The sequence below is a fragment of the Marinomonas piezotolerans genome, assembly GCF_003362755.1.
Classification (GTDB): Bacteria; Pseudomonadota; Gammaproteobacteria; order Pseudomonadales; family Marinomonadaceae; genus Marinomonas; species Marinomonas piezotolerans.
Window position 1 is genome coordinate 366,581 of sequence record NZ_QKRA01000001.1, and the last position, 16,342, is coordinate 382,922.

The following is a 16,342-nucleotide window of genomic DNA, read 5'->3' on the forward strand; positions in this document are numbered from 1 at the left end:
TCAGCTACCTGATACCGCTAATAAATATAAGTACGAAGTATAAGCGCCTAGCAAGGGGAAGGCCATCCATCTGGGTACGCTAATGCTATTTTGTTTAGCAAATAGGAATATTGAAGCAGCGAAAACAATAGACAAGCCTAGCATCCACCAATAGTCCCGGCTCATTATAGTGCTTTCTATCATTCCTGGTGCCAATAATGCTGGAAGAGGGAGTACCGTTGCTAGGTTAAATATGTTTGAGCCTAATACGTTACCTATAGCAATATCATGATGACCTTTTTTAACGCTAGTAATAGATGCTGCCAATTCGGGAAGACTAGTTCCAATTGCAACAATAGTGAGTCCAATTACCAAGTCAGATACACCTAGCGCTGATGCAATACCAATGGCACCCCAAACTAGAAGTTTTGAGCTACCAATGAGCACGGCTAAACCCAGTGCTGCGATGATGAGTGATTTGGTGATGCTGCTGCCGTCATCTTCTGGCAAATCGCTTACTAGTTCTTCTTCCATCTCGCTGGAGTTTCGTAACAATATGAACAAAGTGATTAAGAAGGCAGTAATTAAGAGAACGCCATCGATGACGGATAGTGAGCCATCAAACATTAGTACACCGGCCAAAATAGTGATAGCCAAAAATAAGGGTACTTCCTTTTTTGCGAGACTACTGCTGATCGGTATTGCTGCGAGCAAAAGTGTGGCACCGAAGACAAGGCCAATATTGGCGATATTCGAACCAATGACATTACCGATAGCTATTCCTGGTGCGTTATCGAGGGCTGCGATTGCTGAAACAACCATTTCAGGCGCAGAAGTACCAAGTGCTACTAACGTGACGCCAATGATAATAGGGCTGACATTAAGCTTTTCTGCTACTAATGCTGCGTGTTCAATGAATTTGTCTGAACTTAGAATTAATAAAATCAAGCCAGCGACAAGTGCCGCAGAAAACAATAGCATCTAAAAATCACTCTATTTAGTTTGAATGTATGGAGAGGGGGATCCTCAGAGGCCTCATTTAATGAGGTTTAGGGAATGATTTCAAGACTTGCTTTTATTCTAGTTAGAGTGTTGGCATTCCTTTTAATTGGGTCCAGTGCTAGTATCCAAACCATCTATAGGCAGGGAGTAAACTGTGGACGCCTACATCGATATTAAAAATATGTCTTTTCATCGAGGTGATCGTGCCATCTATGATGGAATTTCGATTCAAATCCCTAAAGGTAAAATTACAGCGATTATGGGCCCCAGTGGCACTGGTAAGACAACGTTGCTTAGATTGATTGGAGGTCAGATTAAGCCCTCTCACGGTTCCGTTGTGGTTGATGGTATTGATATCCCCAACGCAAATCGCAAAGCACTCTTTGAAGCGCGCAAGAAAATGGGCATGCTTTTTCAAAGTGGTGCGCTGTTCAGTGATATGACCGTGTTTGAGAATGTGGCTTTACCACTGGAGGAGCATACGGATTTCGATGAGGCAATGATTCGAGATATCGTGACGATAAAATTACAGAGTGTCGGGTTACGAGGTGCCGCTAGTATGATGCCATCGGAGTTGTCCGGGGGTATGGCCCGAAGAGCTGCTTTGGCACGTGCTATTGCGTTGGATCCAGCGTTGGTAATGTACGACGAGCCGTTTGCTGGGCAAGATCCGATCTCTAAAGGTGTGTTGGTTGAAATGATACAGCGCCTAAATTCTGCCGCTAATATTACCTCCGTACTTGTCTCTCATGATGTAGAGGAATCACTAAGTATTGCTGATCACGTTTGCATTCTTTCAGGTGGTAAGGTTATTTTGCAAGGCTCAGCTGAAGAGGTGCGTTCCTCGGAAGATGAGCAGGTCGTACAGTTTTTGAATGGCTTGGCTGATGGTCCTGTACCATTCCATTATCCCGCTAAAGACTATCAAACAGAATTACTGGAGACCAGGTGATGGTGGCTGTTAAAACGCTTTTTACACGTGTTACGACGTTTGTTGAGTCACTTGGCCTTGCAGGTATATTCCTAGCCCAATCATTATTCCGTCTACCTGTTAGGTTTGAAGAAGCCTGCTTACTCTATATTCGTCAAGTATACTCTGTTGGTGTCCTATCACTTATTATTATTGTCGTTTCTGGAGGGTTCATCGGCATGGTGTTGGCGCTCCAAGGATTTAGTATTTTAGCGCGCTACGGTTCTGAATCAGCTGTTGGGCAATTATTGGCTTTAACACTATTACGGGAGCTTGGTCCGGTGGTTACTGGGTTGTTGTTTGCTGGCCGTGCCGGTTCTGCTTTGACTGCCGAAATTGGGCTAATGAAAACGACGGAACAGTTATCGAGTTATGAAATGATGGGGATCGACCCTCTACGCCGTGTCGTCGCCCCGCGTTTGTTAGCCGGTATTACTTGTATGCCTATATTGGCAGTTATCTTCTCTGCTGTGGGTATCTGGAGTGGTATGTTGGTGTCGGTATATTGGCTTGGCATTCATGATGGGTCATTTTGGAGCTTAATGCAGCAGACCGTCTATTTTGATAGAGATATTTTTAACGGTGTAATTAAGTCGTTTGTGTTTGCTTTTGCGGTAGTGTGGATTGCTGTCTACCAAGGTTATGTTTGCCATCCCACTTCAGAGGGGATAGGGCGTGCCACCACTCGGACGGTGGTGATGGGGTCGCTCGCAATTTTAGGATTAGATTTTCTGTTAACAGCAGCTATGTTTGGGGATTTTTAGAATGAAGGATAAGCAGGCAGGGTTACTTGTAGGTTTCTTTATGTTGATGGGGTTGGCAGCCTTCGTCTATTTGGCGATACAGGTTAGTGGTTTGGCGTTTACTGATCGAAGTAATGGTTATACGTTGGAAGCGCGTTTTGATGATGTCGGTGGCCTAACAGAGCGAGCAAAAATCACCATTGCTGGTGTTACGGTAGGAGAAGTATCAAGAATTGAATACGATAAAGACTACTATATGGGTAAGGTGGTCATGAATATCTATGCGAACGTAGATAACATCCCGAAGGATAGTTCTATTGCTATTCTGACAAGTGGTTTGATTGGTGAAAAATATCTTGGGATTTCAATTGGTGCAGACGATGAAGTTCTAACGGATGGTGATGAGATCTATGATACGCAATCGGCTTTAGTGCTTGAGAATTTGATCGGACAATTTCTATTTAAATCGGGAGAGTAGATTATGCGCAATTTCATCTTAGGGCTTATGGGGTGGCTAGCGTTGTCATCTGGCGTGGTGCAGGCTGAAGTAGATCCAGAAAGCGCACGAGATACTGTATTGTCGGTAGTAAACGATTTCAAAACAAAGGTTGTCGCTAACCGTGATGAGCTTGCGAACGACCCTGAAAAACTTAATTCTGTAATGAAAGGAATTATGGATCCAGTCGTTGATTTTAATGATTTGGCCAAAAAAGTAATGGGTAAGTACTACCGTCGTGCTTCAGACGAACAGATCAAAACCTTCGCCCAGGTCACAGAGCGTACCTTATTGAATACTTATAGTGCGGCCGTCATAGATTTCGACCCAAGTAAAATTCAAGTGTTGCCTTTAGCGCAACAAAAGCCAGGACGCGAGGTTCGAGTGGATGCATCGTTTAATTTAAATGATGGTAGCCCTATAAATATCTCATTCTACATGGAGCCTGAAGAGGATAGCGGTAATTGGTTGTTGAGTAATGTTGTAATCAACAATATTAATTTCGGGCTTACGTTTCGTAAGCAGTTTGGTTTAATGGTTCAACAGAACCGTAATGATTTAGATAAAGCAATTATGGCGTGGCAGCAGTCTCTTGTTGCAGAGGGCCAATAACATGGATTTACAGGCTTCTAAAGAAGGTTGGAAGTTATCTGGTGCTTACAGCTTGGATGATCTATTCAAAATTAAGTCCGAGCTGTCTCAGTATGGCTTTGACGGGAATGTCATGGTTGATGTTTCTGAATTAGAAGTGATTAACGCTCCAATTATTTCTCTATTGCTAGAATTTAGACGCCACAGTAACGCATTGCAACTTGTCGGTGGCAATGCGGATTTTTACGATATGCTTAGGCTCTACGGCTTAGAGAGAGTTTTTACAATTGCATAGTTTTTGTAAACAGGGGGAAACTCCTGTTTTTGCGTTATAAATCTGCCAAAAGTAGTCCTGCCTAATGTACAATACTCCCATAAGTCATTAAATTTTATTGGGAGTTTTTGTGAACGCCTCCGAAGTCAAAGAATTGTTAGAAACCAAAATTCAAGGTAGCCGCGTACTGGCGGAAGGTGAAGGTTGTAACTTTCAAGTAACAGTCATCGCAGATGCATTTGATGGTTTGAATACTGTGAAAAGACAACAGCTAGTTTACTCTCATCTACAAGATGCCATTTCAACTGGTGCCATACATGCAGTAACGATGAAAACGTTAACGCCTGCACAGTTCGATAGCTTATAAATTCTAAGAGAGATTTCATGGATAAATTGCTTATAACTGGTGGCAGGCCCCTTAACGGTGTTGTGCGCGCTTCAGGAGCAAAGAACGCAGCGTTGCCGATTCTTGCTGCGACCTTGTTAACGAAAGATCTAATCACAATTAATAATTTACCTCACCTACATGACATCACCACAATGTTAGAACTTTTGGGTTCTATGGGGTGTGGGGTTGTGGTGGACGAGCGTATGAACGTAGAGCTCAATGTCGCGACGCTTAACAACTGCGAGGCACCGTATGAACTGGTAAAAACAATGAGGGCCTCTATTCTGGTGTTAGGTCCTTTGGTAGCTCATTTTGGTAAAGCTGTTGTTTCACTTCCAGGTGGGTGTGCCATAGGCAGTCGCCCTGTGGACTTGCATTTACGTGGTTTAGAGGCCATGGGTGCGGTTATCGAAGTTGAGAATGGTAATATCGTTGCTAGCGTTGATGGTCGACTAAAGGGAGCCCGAATTTTCTTTGATAAAGTGACGGTGACTGGCACAGAAAACTTACTGATGGCTGCGACGTTGGCTGATGGTGTGACGGTTCTTGAAAATTCTGCAAAAGAGCCTGAAGTCGTGGATTTAGCTGAATGCCTAAACGCTATGGGCGCTAAGATTACAGGGCATGGAACAGATACTATTACCGTCGAAGGTGTTGAGCGGTTGAGCGGTACGACCTACTCTGTCATGCCAGATCGAATCGAAACCGGTACTTTTCTGGTCGCGGCAGCAATTACAGGTGGTAAGGTAAAAGTCATCGATACGGATGTTCAAAGTCTAGAGGCCGTATTGGCAAAACTAGAGGAAGCGGGTGCGACGGTGACAACGGGCTCTGATTGGATAGAGTTGGACATGCACGGCCGCCGACCAAAAGCTGTCAATATCTCTACAGCTCCTTACCCAGCTTTCCCCACAGACATGCAAGCACAATTTGTGGCGCTAAATGCAGTTGCTGATGGTGTTGGAAGCGTTATTGAAAATATTTTCGAAAACCGCTTTATGCATGTGAATGAGATGGTGCGTATGGGGGCAGATATCGAAGTAAATGGTAATACTGCAATTGTTCGTGGTAAGGCATCGTTAACGGGCGCGCCCGTTATGGCAACGGATTTGCGAGCATCCGCATCATTAGTATTGTCGGCATTGGTGGCTGAGGGGGATACAAAGATCGACCGTATCTACCACATTGACCGTGGCTATGAATGTATTGAAGAAAAATTAGGTGCTTTAGGCGCAAAAATATCAAGGGTTCTTAATTAGCATGAGTGAAACCTTAACCATTGCCCTGTCAAAGGGGCGTATCCTTAAAGAAACTCTACCGTTGCTAGAGAAAGCGAATATTTTCCCACTTGAAGATATTAGTAAAAGCCGAAAACTGATTTTTGATACCAATCATGACCATATCAAACTCGTCATTCTTCGAGCAACGGATGTTCCGACCTATGTTGAGCATGGTGTTGCTGATTTCGGGGTGGCAGGTAAAGATGTTTTGATGGAGGCAAGCACCTCGAATCAATACGAACTGTTAGATCTTAAGATAGCAAAGTGTCGGCTAATGACAGCGGGTGTGAAGGGGCAGATACTGCCAAACCGTCGTTTAAAGGTTGCTTCTAAGTTTACCAAAACTGCGAAAGCATATTTTGCCGAGCAAGGCATTCAGGCAGATGTTATTAAGCTTTATGGTGCAATGGAGTTGGCTCCGATAATGGGACTTGCAGACCTTATCGTGGACATTGTAGATACGGGTAATACATTGAAAGCTAACGGCTTGGAGCCTCGCGATCACATCGCAGACATTAGTACTCGGCTAGTGGTCAATAAGGCTGCATACAAGACAAAGTACCAGCACATTCAACCCATATTAGATATGTTGAGTGGCGCGGTTGACGCTGGAGAATGATGTCATGCAATTAAATATAAGAGAGTTTTCGTCTAAAGATGCCAGCTTTAAATCTGAGCTAAAAGAGCTATTGTCTTGGGAGAGCGTCTCAGATGTGGCAGTTCAAAAAAGTGTTGAAGAGATTGTTAATCGTGTGCGCGTAGATGGTGATGTCGCGCTGATGGAATTGACCAATAAGTTTGATCGCCGCTCAGTGAACACCGCATCAGAGCTTGTTATTGAAGCAGACGAATTAGCACAGGCTGCCAAGCGTATAGATCCTGCTTTACTATCATCTCTTCAGAAAGCTGCTAATCGCGTAAAGATTTACCATGAGCGCCAAAAGCAGACATCTTGGCAGTATGAAGAAGCGGATGGAACGATACTTGGTCAACAGATAACGCCACTTGATCGAGTCGGTGTCTATGTTCCGGGGGGCAAGGCTGCATACCCATCTTCTGTGTTGATGAACGTAATGCCCGCTAAAGTTGCGGGAGTTGGTGAGATTGTAATGGTAGTGCCAACGCCTGATGGGTTTGTGAACGACATTGTCTTAGCGGCTGCACATGTTGCTGGAGTAGATCGCGTAATTACCGTTGGCGGGGCACAGGCTGTTGCTGCGCTGGCATATGGCACCGAGACGGTTCCTAAGGTAGACAAAATCGTTGGGCCTGGAAATATTTATGTGGCGTCGGCAAAGCGCCTTGTGTTTGGTGCCGTCGGTATTGACATGATTGCTGGCCCATCGGAAATACTTGTGGTGAGTGATGGATTGTCTAATCCTGATTGGATTGCGATGGATTTGTTTTCACAAGCAGAACATGATGAAGATGCTCAGTCGATACTTATTAGTACTGACTTAGGGTTTATCCAAAAAGTTAAAGCATCGATGGAGAGGCTCATTGATGATATGAGTCGTAAAGACATCATTAAGACTTCGCTCGAAGGGCGTGGTGCGTTAATACATGTAGCATCAAGGGAAGAGGCTGTAGAAGTCGCTAACATCGTCGCAGCCGAGCATTTAGAGCTCGCTGTAGAAAACCCAGAAGAGTGGTTGCCAGAGATTCGGCATGCGGGCGCAATTTTTATGGGGCGGTTTACACCAGAAGCCTTGGGAGATTACTGTGCAGGACCTAACCATGTTTTACCAACATCAGGCACAGCGCGTTTTTCATCACCTTTAGGTGTTTATGATTTTCAGAAGCGCAGTTCCATCATACATTGCTCTCACGAAGGGGCGAGTGAGCTTGCAAAAATTGCATCGCCGCTTGCTCGAGGGGAGTCATTAGAGGCGCATGCGTTGTCCGCAGAGTTTCGGATTATTGATAAATAGAAAGGGGTAAACAGTGCAACCGACAAAAGCACTTGTTTCTCTTCGCTACGTAACCCGCATTGTAGCCGTGATTATCTTAATCATGGTTGCTGTGGGTTTTTTCTTGCCCTCAGATTATAAAATTGAGCGCTCCGTGGTAGTAGATAGAGAAAATCAAAACGAATTATTGGAGCGTTTGTATACTGTCGAAGCATGGCCTAGTTGGATGTATATTCAAGACGGTCAATTGCAGTTGCCAGCCGATACGCATTCTGAGTCTAAGTTAGATCAAAATGTGGAGTTTGGCATTCTCTATATTGATAATCCTAACAAGCGGGGTTCGATTACGGTTCAGTCTGTTTCTGACACTAAAATTGATTTCACTGTAACACCAAATCAAACAGTGAAGCCTATTTCGAATGCTATTGAAATAACTCAGCAGAACGAGCATTTGGTGATTGTTTGGGTAGTAGAAGGAGTGCTTGATGCAGGATTTTTGAGTCCTTATCTTGCGCTGATTGCCAACTCCATCGCTGGGTCAAACCTCGAAAAAAGCTTAGCGAATTTAGCGCAATTTTAGTTTTAATGAGCTGCTTGCATTGCGGGCAGCTTATCAACGGTCGCTTTGATAATAAAGCTTTGCGTTCCGCGTAACCCCTTAATTGAAACCCGTTCTCCAGGTGTAAGTTGTGATACTAATTTTTGCGCAGTGTGCGCACTTAAGTTTGTTTGAGTTTCAATCGCCAATATAATGTCTCCGGCTTGAATGCCTGCTTCATCTGCAGGTCCAAGTGGCGTAACAGATGTAACGAGCAGTCCTTGGCCAGAAGGTAGGTTAAGAGCTTGCGCGACTTGTTCGTTGTTTTGTTGAACTTGTATGCCTAAATAGCCTCGAATGACGGTCCCATTTTTTATAATGGACGTCATAATATCGATGGCGTCGTTAATTGGAGTTGCAAATCCAATGCCTTGTGACCCTCCTGTGCTAGAGTAAATGGCGGAACTAATTCCCACCAGCTTCCCTGATAGGTCTACCAAGGCGCCGCCTGAATTACCTGGGTTAATCGCTGCGTCAGTCTGAATAAAATTCTCGTATACATTAAGGCCGATACTGTCTCGACCTTTGGCGCTGACAATACCGGCAGTGACTGTTTGACCTATCCCAAATGGATTGCCAATCGCTAAGATCTGATCTCCGACTCGTAACGTTTCGCTGTTTCCTAACTGAATGGGTGTTAGATCATTTAGGTCAACTTTTAGTACTGCTAGATCAGTCGGAGCATCGGTTCCTACTATTTTCGCTTTGGTTTGGCGTTTGTCGTTTAATGAGAGAATTACTTCGCTTGCGCCTTGAATCACGTGGTGATTCGTGAGGATATATCCGTCTTTAGATATAATAACGCCGGAACCAAGGCTCGTAATAGTTTGCTTTTGCTTTGAGCTAAATGGGACTGGTTGATTGGTTAAAGTATAAATATTAACGACAGAATCTGCAGTAGTTGCTACTGCATTGGCAAACGTTTGAGTTGATTCTGTTCTATAGAATTGCCAGAACAAGAGAGTGGTACCTAGCCAAAGCCCGAGTAGAGCCCAAGTTAGGCTGTTTCGGCTAATTACAAAATTCATTAAATGGGGTGTCCATGCAAAAGAGTGATTTACAGAGAAAACTTACTGAACTTTTCCGTCCAAATGCATTTAAAGATTATGCACCTAATGGTCTTCAAGTAGAAGGCAAAGAGCAGATTTACAAGATTGTGACGGGCGTTACAGCCAGTAAAGCGCTTATTGATATAGCGATTAAGAAGAACGCAGACGCCATTATTGTTCATCACGGCTATTTTTGGAAGGGTGAGTCGCCCCAAATCACTGGCATGAAATACCAACGTATCGCTGCACTTATTAAAAGCGACATTAATCTGTTTGGCTATCACTTACCGATGGATGCACACCTCCAAGTTGGCAATAATGCTAATTTGGCTCGCGCTATTGGATTAACGGAACTGCGGCCTTTGGAAGAAGGAAAATCCCTTGATGAATCGATTGGCATAGTAGGGACACTAGTAGAAAGCGAGCGCCCAGATGACTTTTCGACGCGCCTCAGTAAACTCGTAGGTCGTGACGTTTTGTTTGAAAATGTAGGCGACAAATTGATTAGAGAAGTTGCTTTGTGCACAGGGGGGGCTCAAGGCTATATAGGAAAAGCTATTGACTGTGGTGCAGATGTATTTATCACCGGAGAAGTGTCTGAACAAACTATACACATTGCACGAGAAGAGGGTATTCATTTTTGTGCTGCTGGTCATCATGCAACTGAATGCTATGGGCCGCGTGCGTTAGCAGAGTATATCAATGCTAATTGGGGGGTGGAGTGCGAGTTTGTTGATGTACCGAATCCTGCATAAAAGAAAGGGCCACTTAGGCCCTTTCTTTAGTATTTGATTAAGCAAGTTATTAAAAAGTGCGTTTGGGCTCTTCAACTGGCGTTTTAAGTCCAAAGCTTTCGCTTAGCATGCCTTCATCTGTTTTGTCTTTCGTCGCATAATCACGTGGAGGTGCAGCTGTAACAGACTCAGGAACACTGTCCGTGTCCGCTTCAGGTTTAGCGAACTCTACAGTACTTAATGTTGCGGCTCCCTCATTGACGGCTTTGCGAACATCCAAGAGCTTTCGTTCTACTGCTTGAAGGTGAGTGTTAAGTTGTAAAAAATGGTCATCTGACATCACTTGGCGTCGCTCAAGTTCGTGTTGCAACGATTCTATGGTTGCGCCAGTTGAGCGATGATTTTCCATTGCTGCCTTTTTGCTAACTGCTCTAAAAATTAAAGCTGCCGCAAGACCTACGATGATTCCTGTAACAAAGACGATGATATCGAATACTTCTAGTTCCATGGTTTACTCCCCAAGACATCTATACGCATTATAACGGAAATGCAGTGATGGAAATATAGCGAATGGTGAGGTTTCTGTATCAATTTGGTAAGATAGCTACCTTAATTATGCAATGGTGTATTCGCAAACAATGACCCCACTATCAAGATACCAGGAAGATCTAAAACGTTCCGACTTTAATTATGACCCCGCACAGGAAGAAGCAGTGCAGGCGTTACAAGATTTATTCGACCGATTGGTTGAGCGATCCAATAATCCGAGGAAGATTGAGAAATCGCTTTTCAGCTTCTTTAAAAAGAAAGAGCCTGAGATAAATGTGGTAACAGGCTTGTATTTTTGGGGGGGCGTTGGTCGGGGCAAGACCTATCTTATGGATACCTTCTTTGAATGCTTGCCAATGGAACGAAAGCTACGTTTGCATTTCCATCGTTTTATGCAAATGGTTCATCAAGAGTTACGCAAGTTACAAGATACTAAGAATCCGTTAGAAATTGTGGCAAAGCAGATTTCTGATAAAGCAGAAGTGCTGTGTTTTGACGAGTTTTTCGTGACTGATATTACGGATGCGATGATTTTGGCCGGTTTACTTGAGCATCTGTTTATTAATGGAACAGCATTAGTCGCGACATCTAATATCGAGCCAGACGGTCTATATAAGAACGGCCTACAGAGGGCGCGATTCTTGCCAGCGATAGATCTTGTCAATAAGCACACCAAAGTGATGAATGTAGATGGAGGTGTTGATTACCGTTTGCGTACATTGAAACAAGCTAAGCTCTATTATTTTCCTCTTGGAGAGCAGTCAGAAGCGAATTTAGAAGAGCGTTTTAATAGTTTGGCGGCTAACAAAAATCTTGTCGAAGAGGGCGGAGGTGTTGAGATTGAGGGGCGTGCTATTCCGCTTTATAAAAGCTACGAAGATATAGCATGGTTTGACATTAGGGCGCTATGTGATGGCCCCCGTAGCCAGATAGATTATATAGAAATCGCGAAGTTGTATTCTACCGTGCTTATTTCTGGTCTACCTCAGCTTGACGCAGCGCGTGACGACATGGCGCGCCGTTTCATTAACCTTGTTGATGAATTTTACGATCGTCATGTGAAGGTAATCATATCTGCGGACGTTGCAATACCTGATATTTATACTGGGACACGCTTAGCGTTTGAGTACGACCGAACTGTAAGTCGGCTTTTGGAGATGCAATCCGAAGAGTACCTAATGCTTGAGCATCGACCGTAATAAAAGCCTTTAGTTTTTCGGTTAACTTAGTTATAATTCGCGCGCTCCAAATTTGGAGTATGTGTACGTTATGGAATTCTTTATTAGACTTCCATAACCAATAATAATAGGTATTGGCATGCGCGCTCGCATGTATAGATAAAGGGTTTTTTTAATGAAAACTTTTACTGCAAAACCTGCTGAAGTACGCCGCGACTGGTTCGTGGTAGATGCTGAAGGCAAGACTCTTGGTCGTTTGGCTACAGAAATCGCTCGCCGTCTACGCGGTAAGCATAAAGCAGAATACACTCCTCACGTTGATACAGGTGATTACATCGTCGTTATCAATGCTGAGAAAGTTCGTGTCACTGGTAACAAAGCAGCTGACAAGAACTACTACCGTCACACTGGTTACCCAGGTGGCCTACGTTCAATGAGCTTTGATAAGTTGATTGACCATGCTCCAGAGCGTGTTCTTGAGCTAGCTGTGAAAGGTATGTTGCCTAAAGGTCCTCTAGGCCGTGCAATGCACAAGAAAATGAAAGTGTATGCTGGCACTGAGCATCCACATGCAGCACAACAGCCACAAGAACTTAACATCTAATACGGGAAGGTCAATATGTCAGCTACTCAATACTACGGAACAGGTCGTCGTAAAACGTCTACTGCTCGTGTATTCCTAAAAGCCGGTTCTGGTAACTTAGTTGTTAACAACCGTTCTTTAGAGCAATACTTTGGTCGCGAAACTTCTTGCATGGTTGTTCGTCAGCCTCTTGAACTTGTTGAAGCGACTGAGAAATTCGACGTTTACGTAACAGTGACTGGTGGTGGTATCTCTGGTCAAGCCGGTGCTATCCGTCACGGTATTACTCGTGCGCTAATTCAATACGATGAGACTCTACGTCGTACTCTACGTTCTGCTGGTTACGTTACTCGTGACTCACGTAAAGTTGAACGTAAGAAAGTTGGTCTACGCAAAGCACGTCGTCGTCCACAATTCTCTAAGCGTTAATTTTTCAATTTCGCTTCGAAGTTTCAAAACGCCTGCTCAGTCAGGCGTTTTTTTATGTCTCAAATCAGTGTTTTGTGATTGTGCAAACAAGTTACCTTGTCTCGATTTTTCCTTTCTCTTAACATCTTTCGCAGCATTCAAATCCCTGTTGTTCTTATGGGTTTTTAGGATCGATAGTAAATTGGTGGGAGAGAACCATAATGAGTCAGAACGGCGTAAATACGGGTCGTCGTAGGTTCCTGATTGGGGCGACCAGTGCCATCGGTGCTGTCGGAGTAGTGGGTGTAGCCACTCCCTTTGTAGCGTCATGGAACCCAAGCGCCAAAGCGAAAGCTGCGGGCGCGCCAGTGAAGGCAGATATCAGTAAGCTCGAGCCTGGGCAGCAAGTTATAGTGGAGTGGCGTGGTCAGCCTGTTTGGGTTGTTAGACGAACGCAGCAGAATATTTCAGATCTCACAAAATTAGATGAGAAATTAGCAGACCCGGAATCAACGGTTAATCAGCAACCCACCTACGCTCAGAACGAATTTCGTGCCATTAAACCAGAGTTCTCAGTATTGTTAGGGATTTGTACCCATTTAGGGTGCTCTCCTACATATCGGCCAGAGGTTGCTCCAGAAGACCTAGGTAAAGAATGGCTGGGCGGATTTCTATGCCCATGCCATGGGTCACGTTTTGATCTGGCTGGACGAGTGTACAAGGGCGTCCCTGCGCCTACTAACTTGGTGGTGCCACCTCATCGCTTCATAAGTGAAGATATAATTGAAGTTGGTGTGGACGCAGAGGAGGTTGTGTAATGGCTATGTTTAAAAGCTTAATGGCTTGGGTGGATGAGCGACTACCGGTGACTCAGGCGTTTGAAAAACACATGAGTAAGTATTATGCGCCTAAAAACTTCAACGTGTTGTACATTTTTGGTGTGTTGTCGCTAGTTGTATTAGTGAACCAGTTGCTAACTGGGGTGTGGTTAACCATGAGCTATACACCCACCGCAGAAGGTGCTTTTGCTTCTGTTGAATACATTATGCGAGATGTTGAGTATGGATGGCTTATTCGGTATATGCATTCTACAGGCGCCTCAGCATTTTTTGTTGTCGTTTACCTGCATATGTTTCGAGGGTTGTTGTACGGATCGTATCAAAAGCCGCGTGAGTTGGTGTGGCTCTTTGGTATGGCGATTTATTTGGCGCTCATGGCTGAGGCTTTCATGGGCTATTTGCTTCCTTGGGGGCAGATGTCGTATTGGGGCGCACAGGTTATCATTTCCTTGTTTAGTGCAATTCCAGTAATCGGGCCAGATTTAGCGCAGTGGGTCCGAGGTGATTACTTGATTTCAGGTATCACATTGAATCGTTTCTTCTCGTTACACGTAATTGCTCTACCGTTGGTTTTGGTGGCATTGGTTGTTCTGCACCTACTAGCGTTACATCATGTTGGGTCTAATAATCCCAAGGGTGTCGATATTAAAAAGCACAAAGACGAGAACGGTGTACCTCTGGACGGTATTCCCTTTCATCCGTTCTACACAACCCACGATTTAGTTGGTATAGCAGTATTCCTTTTCGTGTTTTGCACAGTGATTTTTTTCTTTCCAGAAATGGGGGGGTATTTCTTAGAAAAACCGAATTTTGAAGCAGCTAACCCACTAAAGACGCCTGACCACATTGCGCCTGTATGGTATTTCACGCCGTTCTACGCCATCTTGCGTGCAGTGACTTACCCGCTGTTTGGTGTCGATGCAAAGTTCTGGGGAGTGGTTGCAATGGGAGGGGCGATCGCCATTCTGTTTGTATTGCCTTGGTTGGATCGTAGTCCTGTAAAATCTATGCTCTATAAAGGTTGGATGAGTAAGATTGCGCTGACGCTATTTTGCGTAAGCTTCGTAGTTCTGGGGGTGTTAGGTGTCCTTCCTTCGACTGAAGGTCGTACAACGATTGCTCAAATCGCCTCGGTTGTGTATTTCGCTTACTTTTTATTAATGCCTTGGTACACCAAGTGGGAAAGTACAAAACCAGTTCCGGAGAGGGTCTAAGCGCATGAAGAAGAGTATTGTATTATTAATAGTAGCGTTGATTCCTATGTTTGCCTTGGCATCAGGAGGGAATGCGTTTCATCTTGAACATATGGAACCTGATCTGCATGACAAAACTTCTTTGCAGCGCGGCCTTCAGGTTTTCAGCAATTACTGCGCTGGGTGTCATGAAGCAAAATATGCTCGATACGAGCGGGCGGCAAATGACCTTGGCATTCCAGCTGAGATTTTTGAGGCGAACCTTTTGCCGGCAGGTAAGAAGATAGGGGATCTGATGAGTAATGCCATGAATGCTGCAGATGCCAAGGCATGGTTTGGTGCAACGCCGCCTGACCTAACACTAGAGGCACGTTTGCGCGGCCCAGACTGGTTATACACGTATCTAAAGTCTTTTTATGAAGATGAAACTCGGCCTTGGGGGGTAAACAATACCGTCTTTCCTAGCGTTGGTATGCCAAATGTATTGGAGCATCTTCAGGGAGTCCGTCACATGACATGTGCACAAGCGCCTGCGTTGGACGAGCATGGAAAGCCAAAATTTGATACACTATCTGGCGACGTGTTAACTGAAGAGCAATGTGATGTTGTGGTTCAAAAGACAGAAGGTCAACTAACCGAAGACGAATTTGATCAGCTCGCATACGATGTAACTAATTTTTTAGTGTATATGGGTGAGCCAAGCCGTCTAAAGGCTGAATCTTTAGGAATAAAAGTGTTATTATTCATTGTTCTATTTGGTGTGTTCGCATACCTGTTGAATAAAGAATTCTGGCGCGAGATCCACTAGCGTGTGATTCGAAAAGGCCAAGATGTCCCTATTGAAAAATGGGGACATCTATAAATTATTTTGATAAGTTAAACCCCTAATTTGGGGTTTTCGTTGTTTATAGAATAGGGGTTATACATGGGTGTTATTGCCAAGCGCTCTTCCATGACGTTCTTCTCTGATGGGGAAGATCATTACAGCCACCGTGTGCGTATTGTGCTGGCTGAAAAAGCGGTAACCGTAGATATTATTGATGTTGATCCTTTCAACAAGCCAGAGGAATTGGCGGATATTAACCCTTACAATGAGCTTCCGGCTTTGGTTGATCGTGAGCTAGTGTTGTACGAGCCAAATGTCATGATGGAGTATTTGGATGAGCGTTTTCCGCATCCACCATTATTGCCAGTCTATCCTGTAGCTCGAGCAGACAGTCGGTTGTACATGTACCGCATTCAGCGCGATTGGGCAAAACTGGTTGATTTAATCCTCTCAAGCAAGAATAAAGAAGACGTAGAAACGGCACAAAAAGAACTTCGTGAAAGTTTAATTAGCGTTTCACCTATCTTTGAAGAAAAGCCTTATTTCATGAGCGAAGAGTTCACAATCGTAGATTGCTGTTTGGCACCAATATTATGGCGTCTTCCTGCTCTGGGCATTGAGATTGAGAAAGCTCAAGCAAAAGGTCTATATAAATATATGGATCTTGTTTTCGAACGAGAGTCGTTTAAAGAAAGTTTGTCTGAAGCTGAACAAGAAATGCGTCTAGACTAACTGGATTTTGTTGTATAAAA

General features: G+C 44.2%; 21 protein-coding genes. 18 read left to right on the plus strand and 3 right to left on the minus strand.

What is annotated here, in order from left to right:
- The gene (locus DN730_RS01630) at positions 1-960 is read right to left on the minus strand and encodes a calcium/sodium antiporter (protein ID WP_115466364.1); all 960 of its coding nucleotides are present in this window, start codon (positions 958-960) and stop codon (positions 1-3) included.
- A gap of 202 nt (positions 961-1,162) precedes the next feature.
- On the opposite strand from DN730_RS01630, the gene DN730_RS01635 reads away from it, so the two are divergent.
- The 10 genes from DN730_RS01635 to DN730_RS01680 all read left to right on the plus strand — a co-directional run bounded on the left by DN730_RS01635 (position 1,163) and on the right by DN730_RS01680 (position 8,213).
- Positions 1,163-1,933, plus strand: coding sequence for an ATP-binding cassette domain-containing protein (locus DN730_RS01635; RefSeq protein ID WP_115466802.1), 771 nt, complete (start codon positions 1,163-1,165; stop codon positions 1,931-1,933).
- Entirely contained in the window at positions 1,933-2,715 is a 783-nt protein-coding gene (mlaE, locus tag DN730_RS01640; protein ID WP_115466365.1) for a lipid asymmetry maintenance ABC transporter permease subunit MlaE, read from the plus strand. The genes DN730_RS01635 and mlaE overlap by 1 nt, the downstream gene beginning before the upstream one ends.
- A 1-nt stretch (position 2,716) precedes the next feature.
- Entirely contained in the window at positions 2,717-3,172 is a 456-nt protein-coding gene (mlaD, locus tag DN730_RS01645; RefSeq protein WP_115466366.1) for an outer membrane lipid asymmetry maintenance protein MlaD, read from the plus strand.
- 3 nt (positions 3,173-3,175) lie between these two features.
- Positions 3,176-3,802, plus strand: a complete 627-nt coding sequence (locus DN730_RS01650; RefSeq protein ID WP_115466367.1) for an MlaC/ttg2D family ABC transporter substrate-binding protein — start codon at positions 3,176-3,178, stop codon at positions 3,800-3,802.
- Position 3,803: 1 nt separating this feature from the next.
- On the plus strand, positions 3,804-4,076 hold the full coding sequence (locus DN730_RS01655; RefSeq protein WP_115466368.1) for an STAS domain-containing protein: 273 nt from the start codon (positions 3,804-3,806) through the stop codon (positions 4,074-4,076).
- Positions 4,077-4,185: 109 nt separating this feature from the next.
- Entirely contained in the window at positions 4,186-4,422 is a 237-nt protein-coding gene (locus tag DN730_RS01660; RefSeq protein ID WP_115466369.1) for a BolA family protein, read from the plus strand.
- Between the two features lie 17 nt (positions 4,423-4,439).
- The gene (gene murA, locus DN730_RS01665; RefSeq protein ID WP_115466370.1) at positions 4,440-5,702 is read left to right on the plus strand and encodes a UDP-N-acetylglucosamine 1-carboxyvinyltransferase; all 1,263 of its coding nucleotides are present in this window, start codon (positions 4,440-4,442) and stop codon (positions 5,700-5,702) included.
- Between the two features lies 1 nt (position 5,703).
- Complete coding sequence (hisG, locus tag DN730_RS01670) at positions 5,704-6,342, plus strand: ATP phosphoribosyltransferase (protein ID WP_115466371.1); 639 nt, start codon at positions 5,704-5,706, stop codon at positions 6,340-6,342.
- Between the two features lie 4 nt (positions 6,343-6,346).
- Positions 6,347-7,654, plus strand: a complete 1,308-nt coding sequence (hisD, locus tag DN730_RS01675; protein WP_115466372.1) for a histidinol dehydrogenase — start codon at positions 6,347-6,349, stop codon at positions 7,652-7,654.
- Positions 7,655-7,667: 13 nt separating this feature from the next.
- Positions 7,668-8,213 (plus strand): SRPBCC family protein, encoded by a 546-nt coding sequence (locus DN730_RS01680; protein WP_115466373.1) that lies wholly within the window; start codon positions 7,668-7,670, stop codon positions 8,211-8,213.
- A gap of 2 nt (positions 8,214-8,215) precedes the next feature.
- Here DN730_RS01680 and DN730_RS01685 read toward each other — a convergent pair whose 3' ends face one another.
- The gene (locus DN730_RS01685) at positions 8,216-9,259 is read right to left on the minus strand and encodes a S1C family serine protease (RefSeq protein WP_115466374.1); all 1,044 of its coding nucleotides are present in this window, start codon (positions 9,257-9,259) and stop codon (positions 8,216-8,218) included.
- Between the two features lie 14 nt (positions 9,260-9,273).
- Here DN730_RS01685 and DN730_RS01690 point away from each other — a divergent pair, with 14 nt between their 5' ends.
- Positions 9,274-10,035: a Nif3-like dinuclear metal center hexameric protein gene (locus DN730_RS01690; protein ID WP_115466375.1), complete on the plus strand. Its 762-nt coding sequence runs from the start codon at positions 9,274-9,276 to the stop codon at positions 10,033-10,035.
- 49 nt (positions 10,036-10,084) lie between these two features.
- Here the strand turns inward: DN730_RS01690 and DN730_RS01695 are convergent, their stop codons facing one another.
- The gene (locus tag DN730_RS01695) at positions 10,085-10,522 is read right to left on the minus strand and encodes a Z-ring associated ZapG family protein (protein WP_115466376.1); all 438 of its coding nucleotides are present in this window, start codon (positions 10,520-10,522) and stop codon (positions 10,085-10,087) included.
- A 130-nt stretch (positions 10,523-10,652) separates the two neighbouring features.
- Here DN730_RS01695 and zapE point away from each other — a divergent pair, with 130 nt between their 5' ends.
- From zapE to DN730_RS01730, 7 genes are all read left to right on the plus strand, one after another.
- Entirely contained in the window at positions 10,653-11,762 is a 1,110-nt protein-coding gene (gene zapE / locus DN730_RS01700) for a cell division protein ZapE (protein WP_115466377.1), read from the plus strand.
- Between the two features lie 154 nt (positions 11,763-11,916).
- Positions 11,917-12,345, plus strand: a complete 429-nt coding sequence (rplM, locus tag DN730_RS01705; RefSeq protein ID WP_115466378.1) for a 50S ribosomal protein L13 — start codon at positions 11,917-11,919, stop codon at positions 12,343-12,345.
- Between the two features lie 15 nt (positions 12,346-12,360).
- Positions 12,361-12,753, plus strand: coding sequence for a 30S ribosomal protein S9 (rpsI, locus tag DN730_RS01710; protein WP_115466379.1), 393 nt, complete (start codon positions 12,361-12,363; stop codon positions 12,751-12,753).
- A 200-nt stretch (positions 12,754-12,953) separates the two neighbouring features.
- Positions 12,954-13,550, plus strand: a complete 597-nt coding sequence (petA, locus tag DN730_RS01715; RefSeq protein ID WP_115466380.1) for a ubiquinol-cytochrome c reductase iron-sulfur subunit — start codon at positions 12,954-12,956, stop codon at positions 13,548-13,550.
- A complete protein-coding gene (locus DN730_RS01720; RefSeq protein WP_211313806.1) occupies positions 13,550-14,785 on the plus strand; it encodes a cytochrome b in 1,236 nt (411 codons plus the stop codon). The genes petA and DN730_RS01720 overlap by 1 nt, the downstream gene beginning before the upstream one ends.
- A 4-nt stretch (positions 14,786-14,789) precedes the next feature.
- Positions 14,790-15,572: a cytochrome c1 gene (locus DN730_RS01725; RefSeq protein ID WP_115466381.1), complete on the plus strand. Its 783-nt coding sequence runs from the start codon at positions 14,790-14,792 to the stop codon at positions 15,570-15,572.
- A 117-nt stretch (positions 15,573-15,689) separates the two neighbouring features.
- Positions 15,690-16,322, plus strand: a complete 633-nt coding sequence (locus tag DN730_RS01730) for a glutathione S-transferase N-terminal domain-containing protein (protein ID WP_115466382.1) — start codon at positions 15,690-15,692, stop codon at positions 16,320-16,322.
- Positions 16,323-16,342 lie beyond the last annotated feature (20 nt).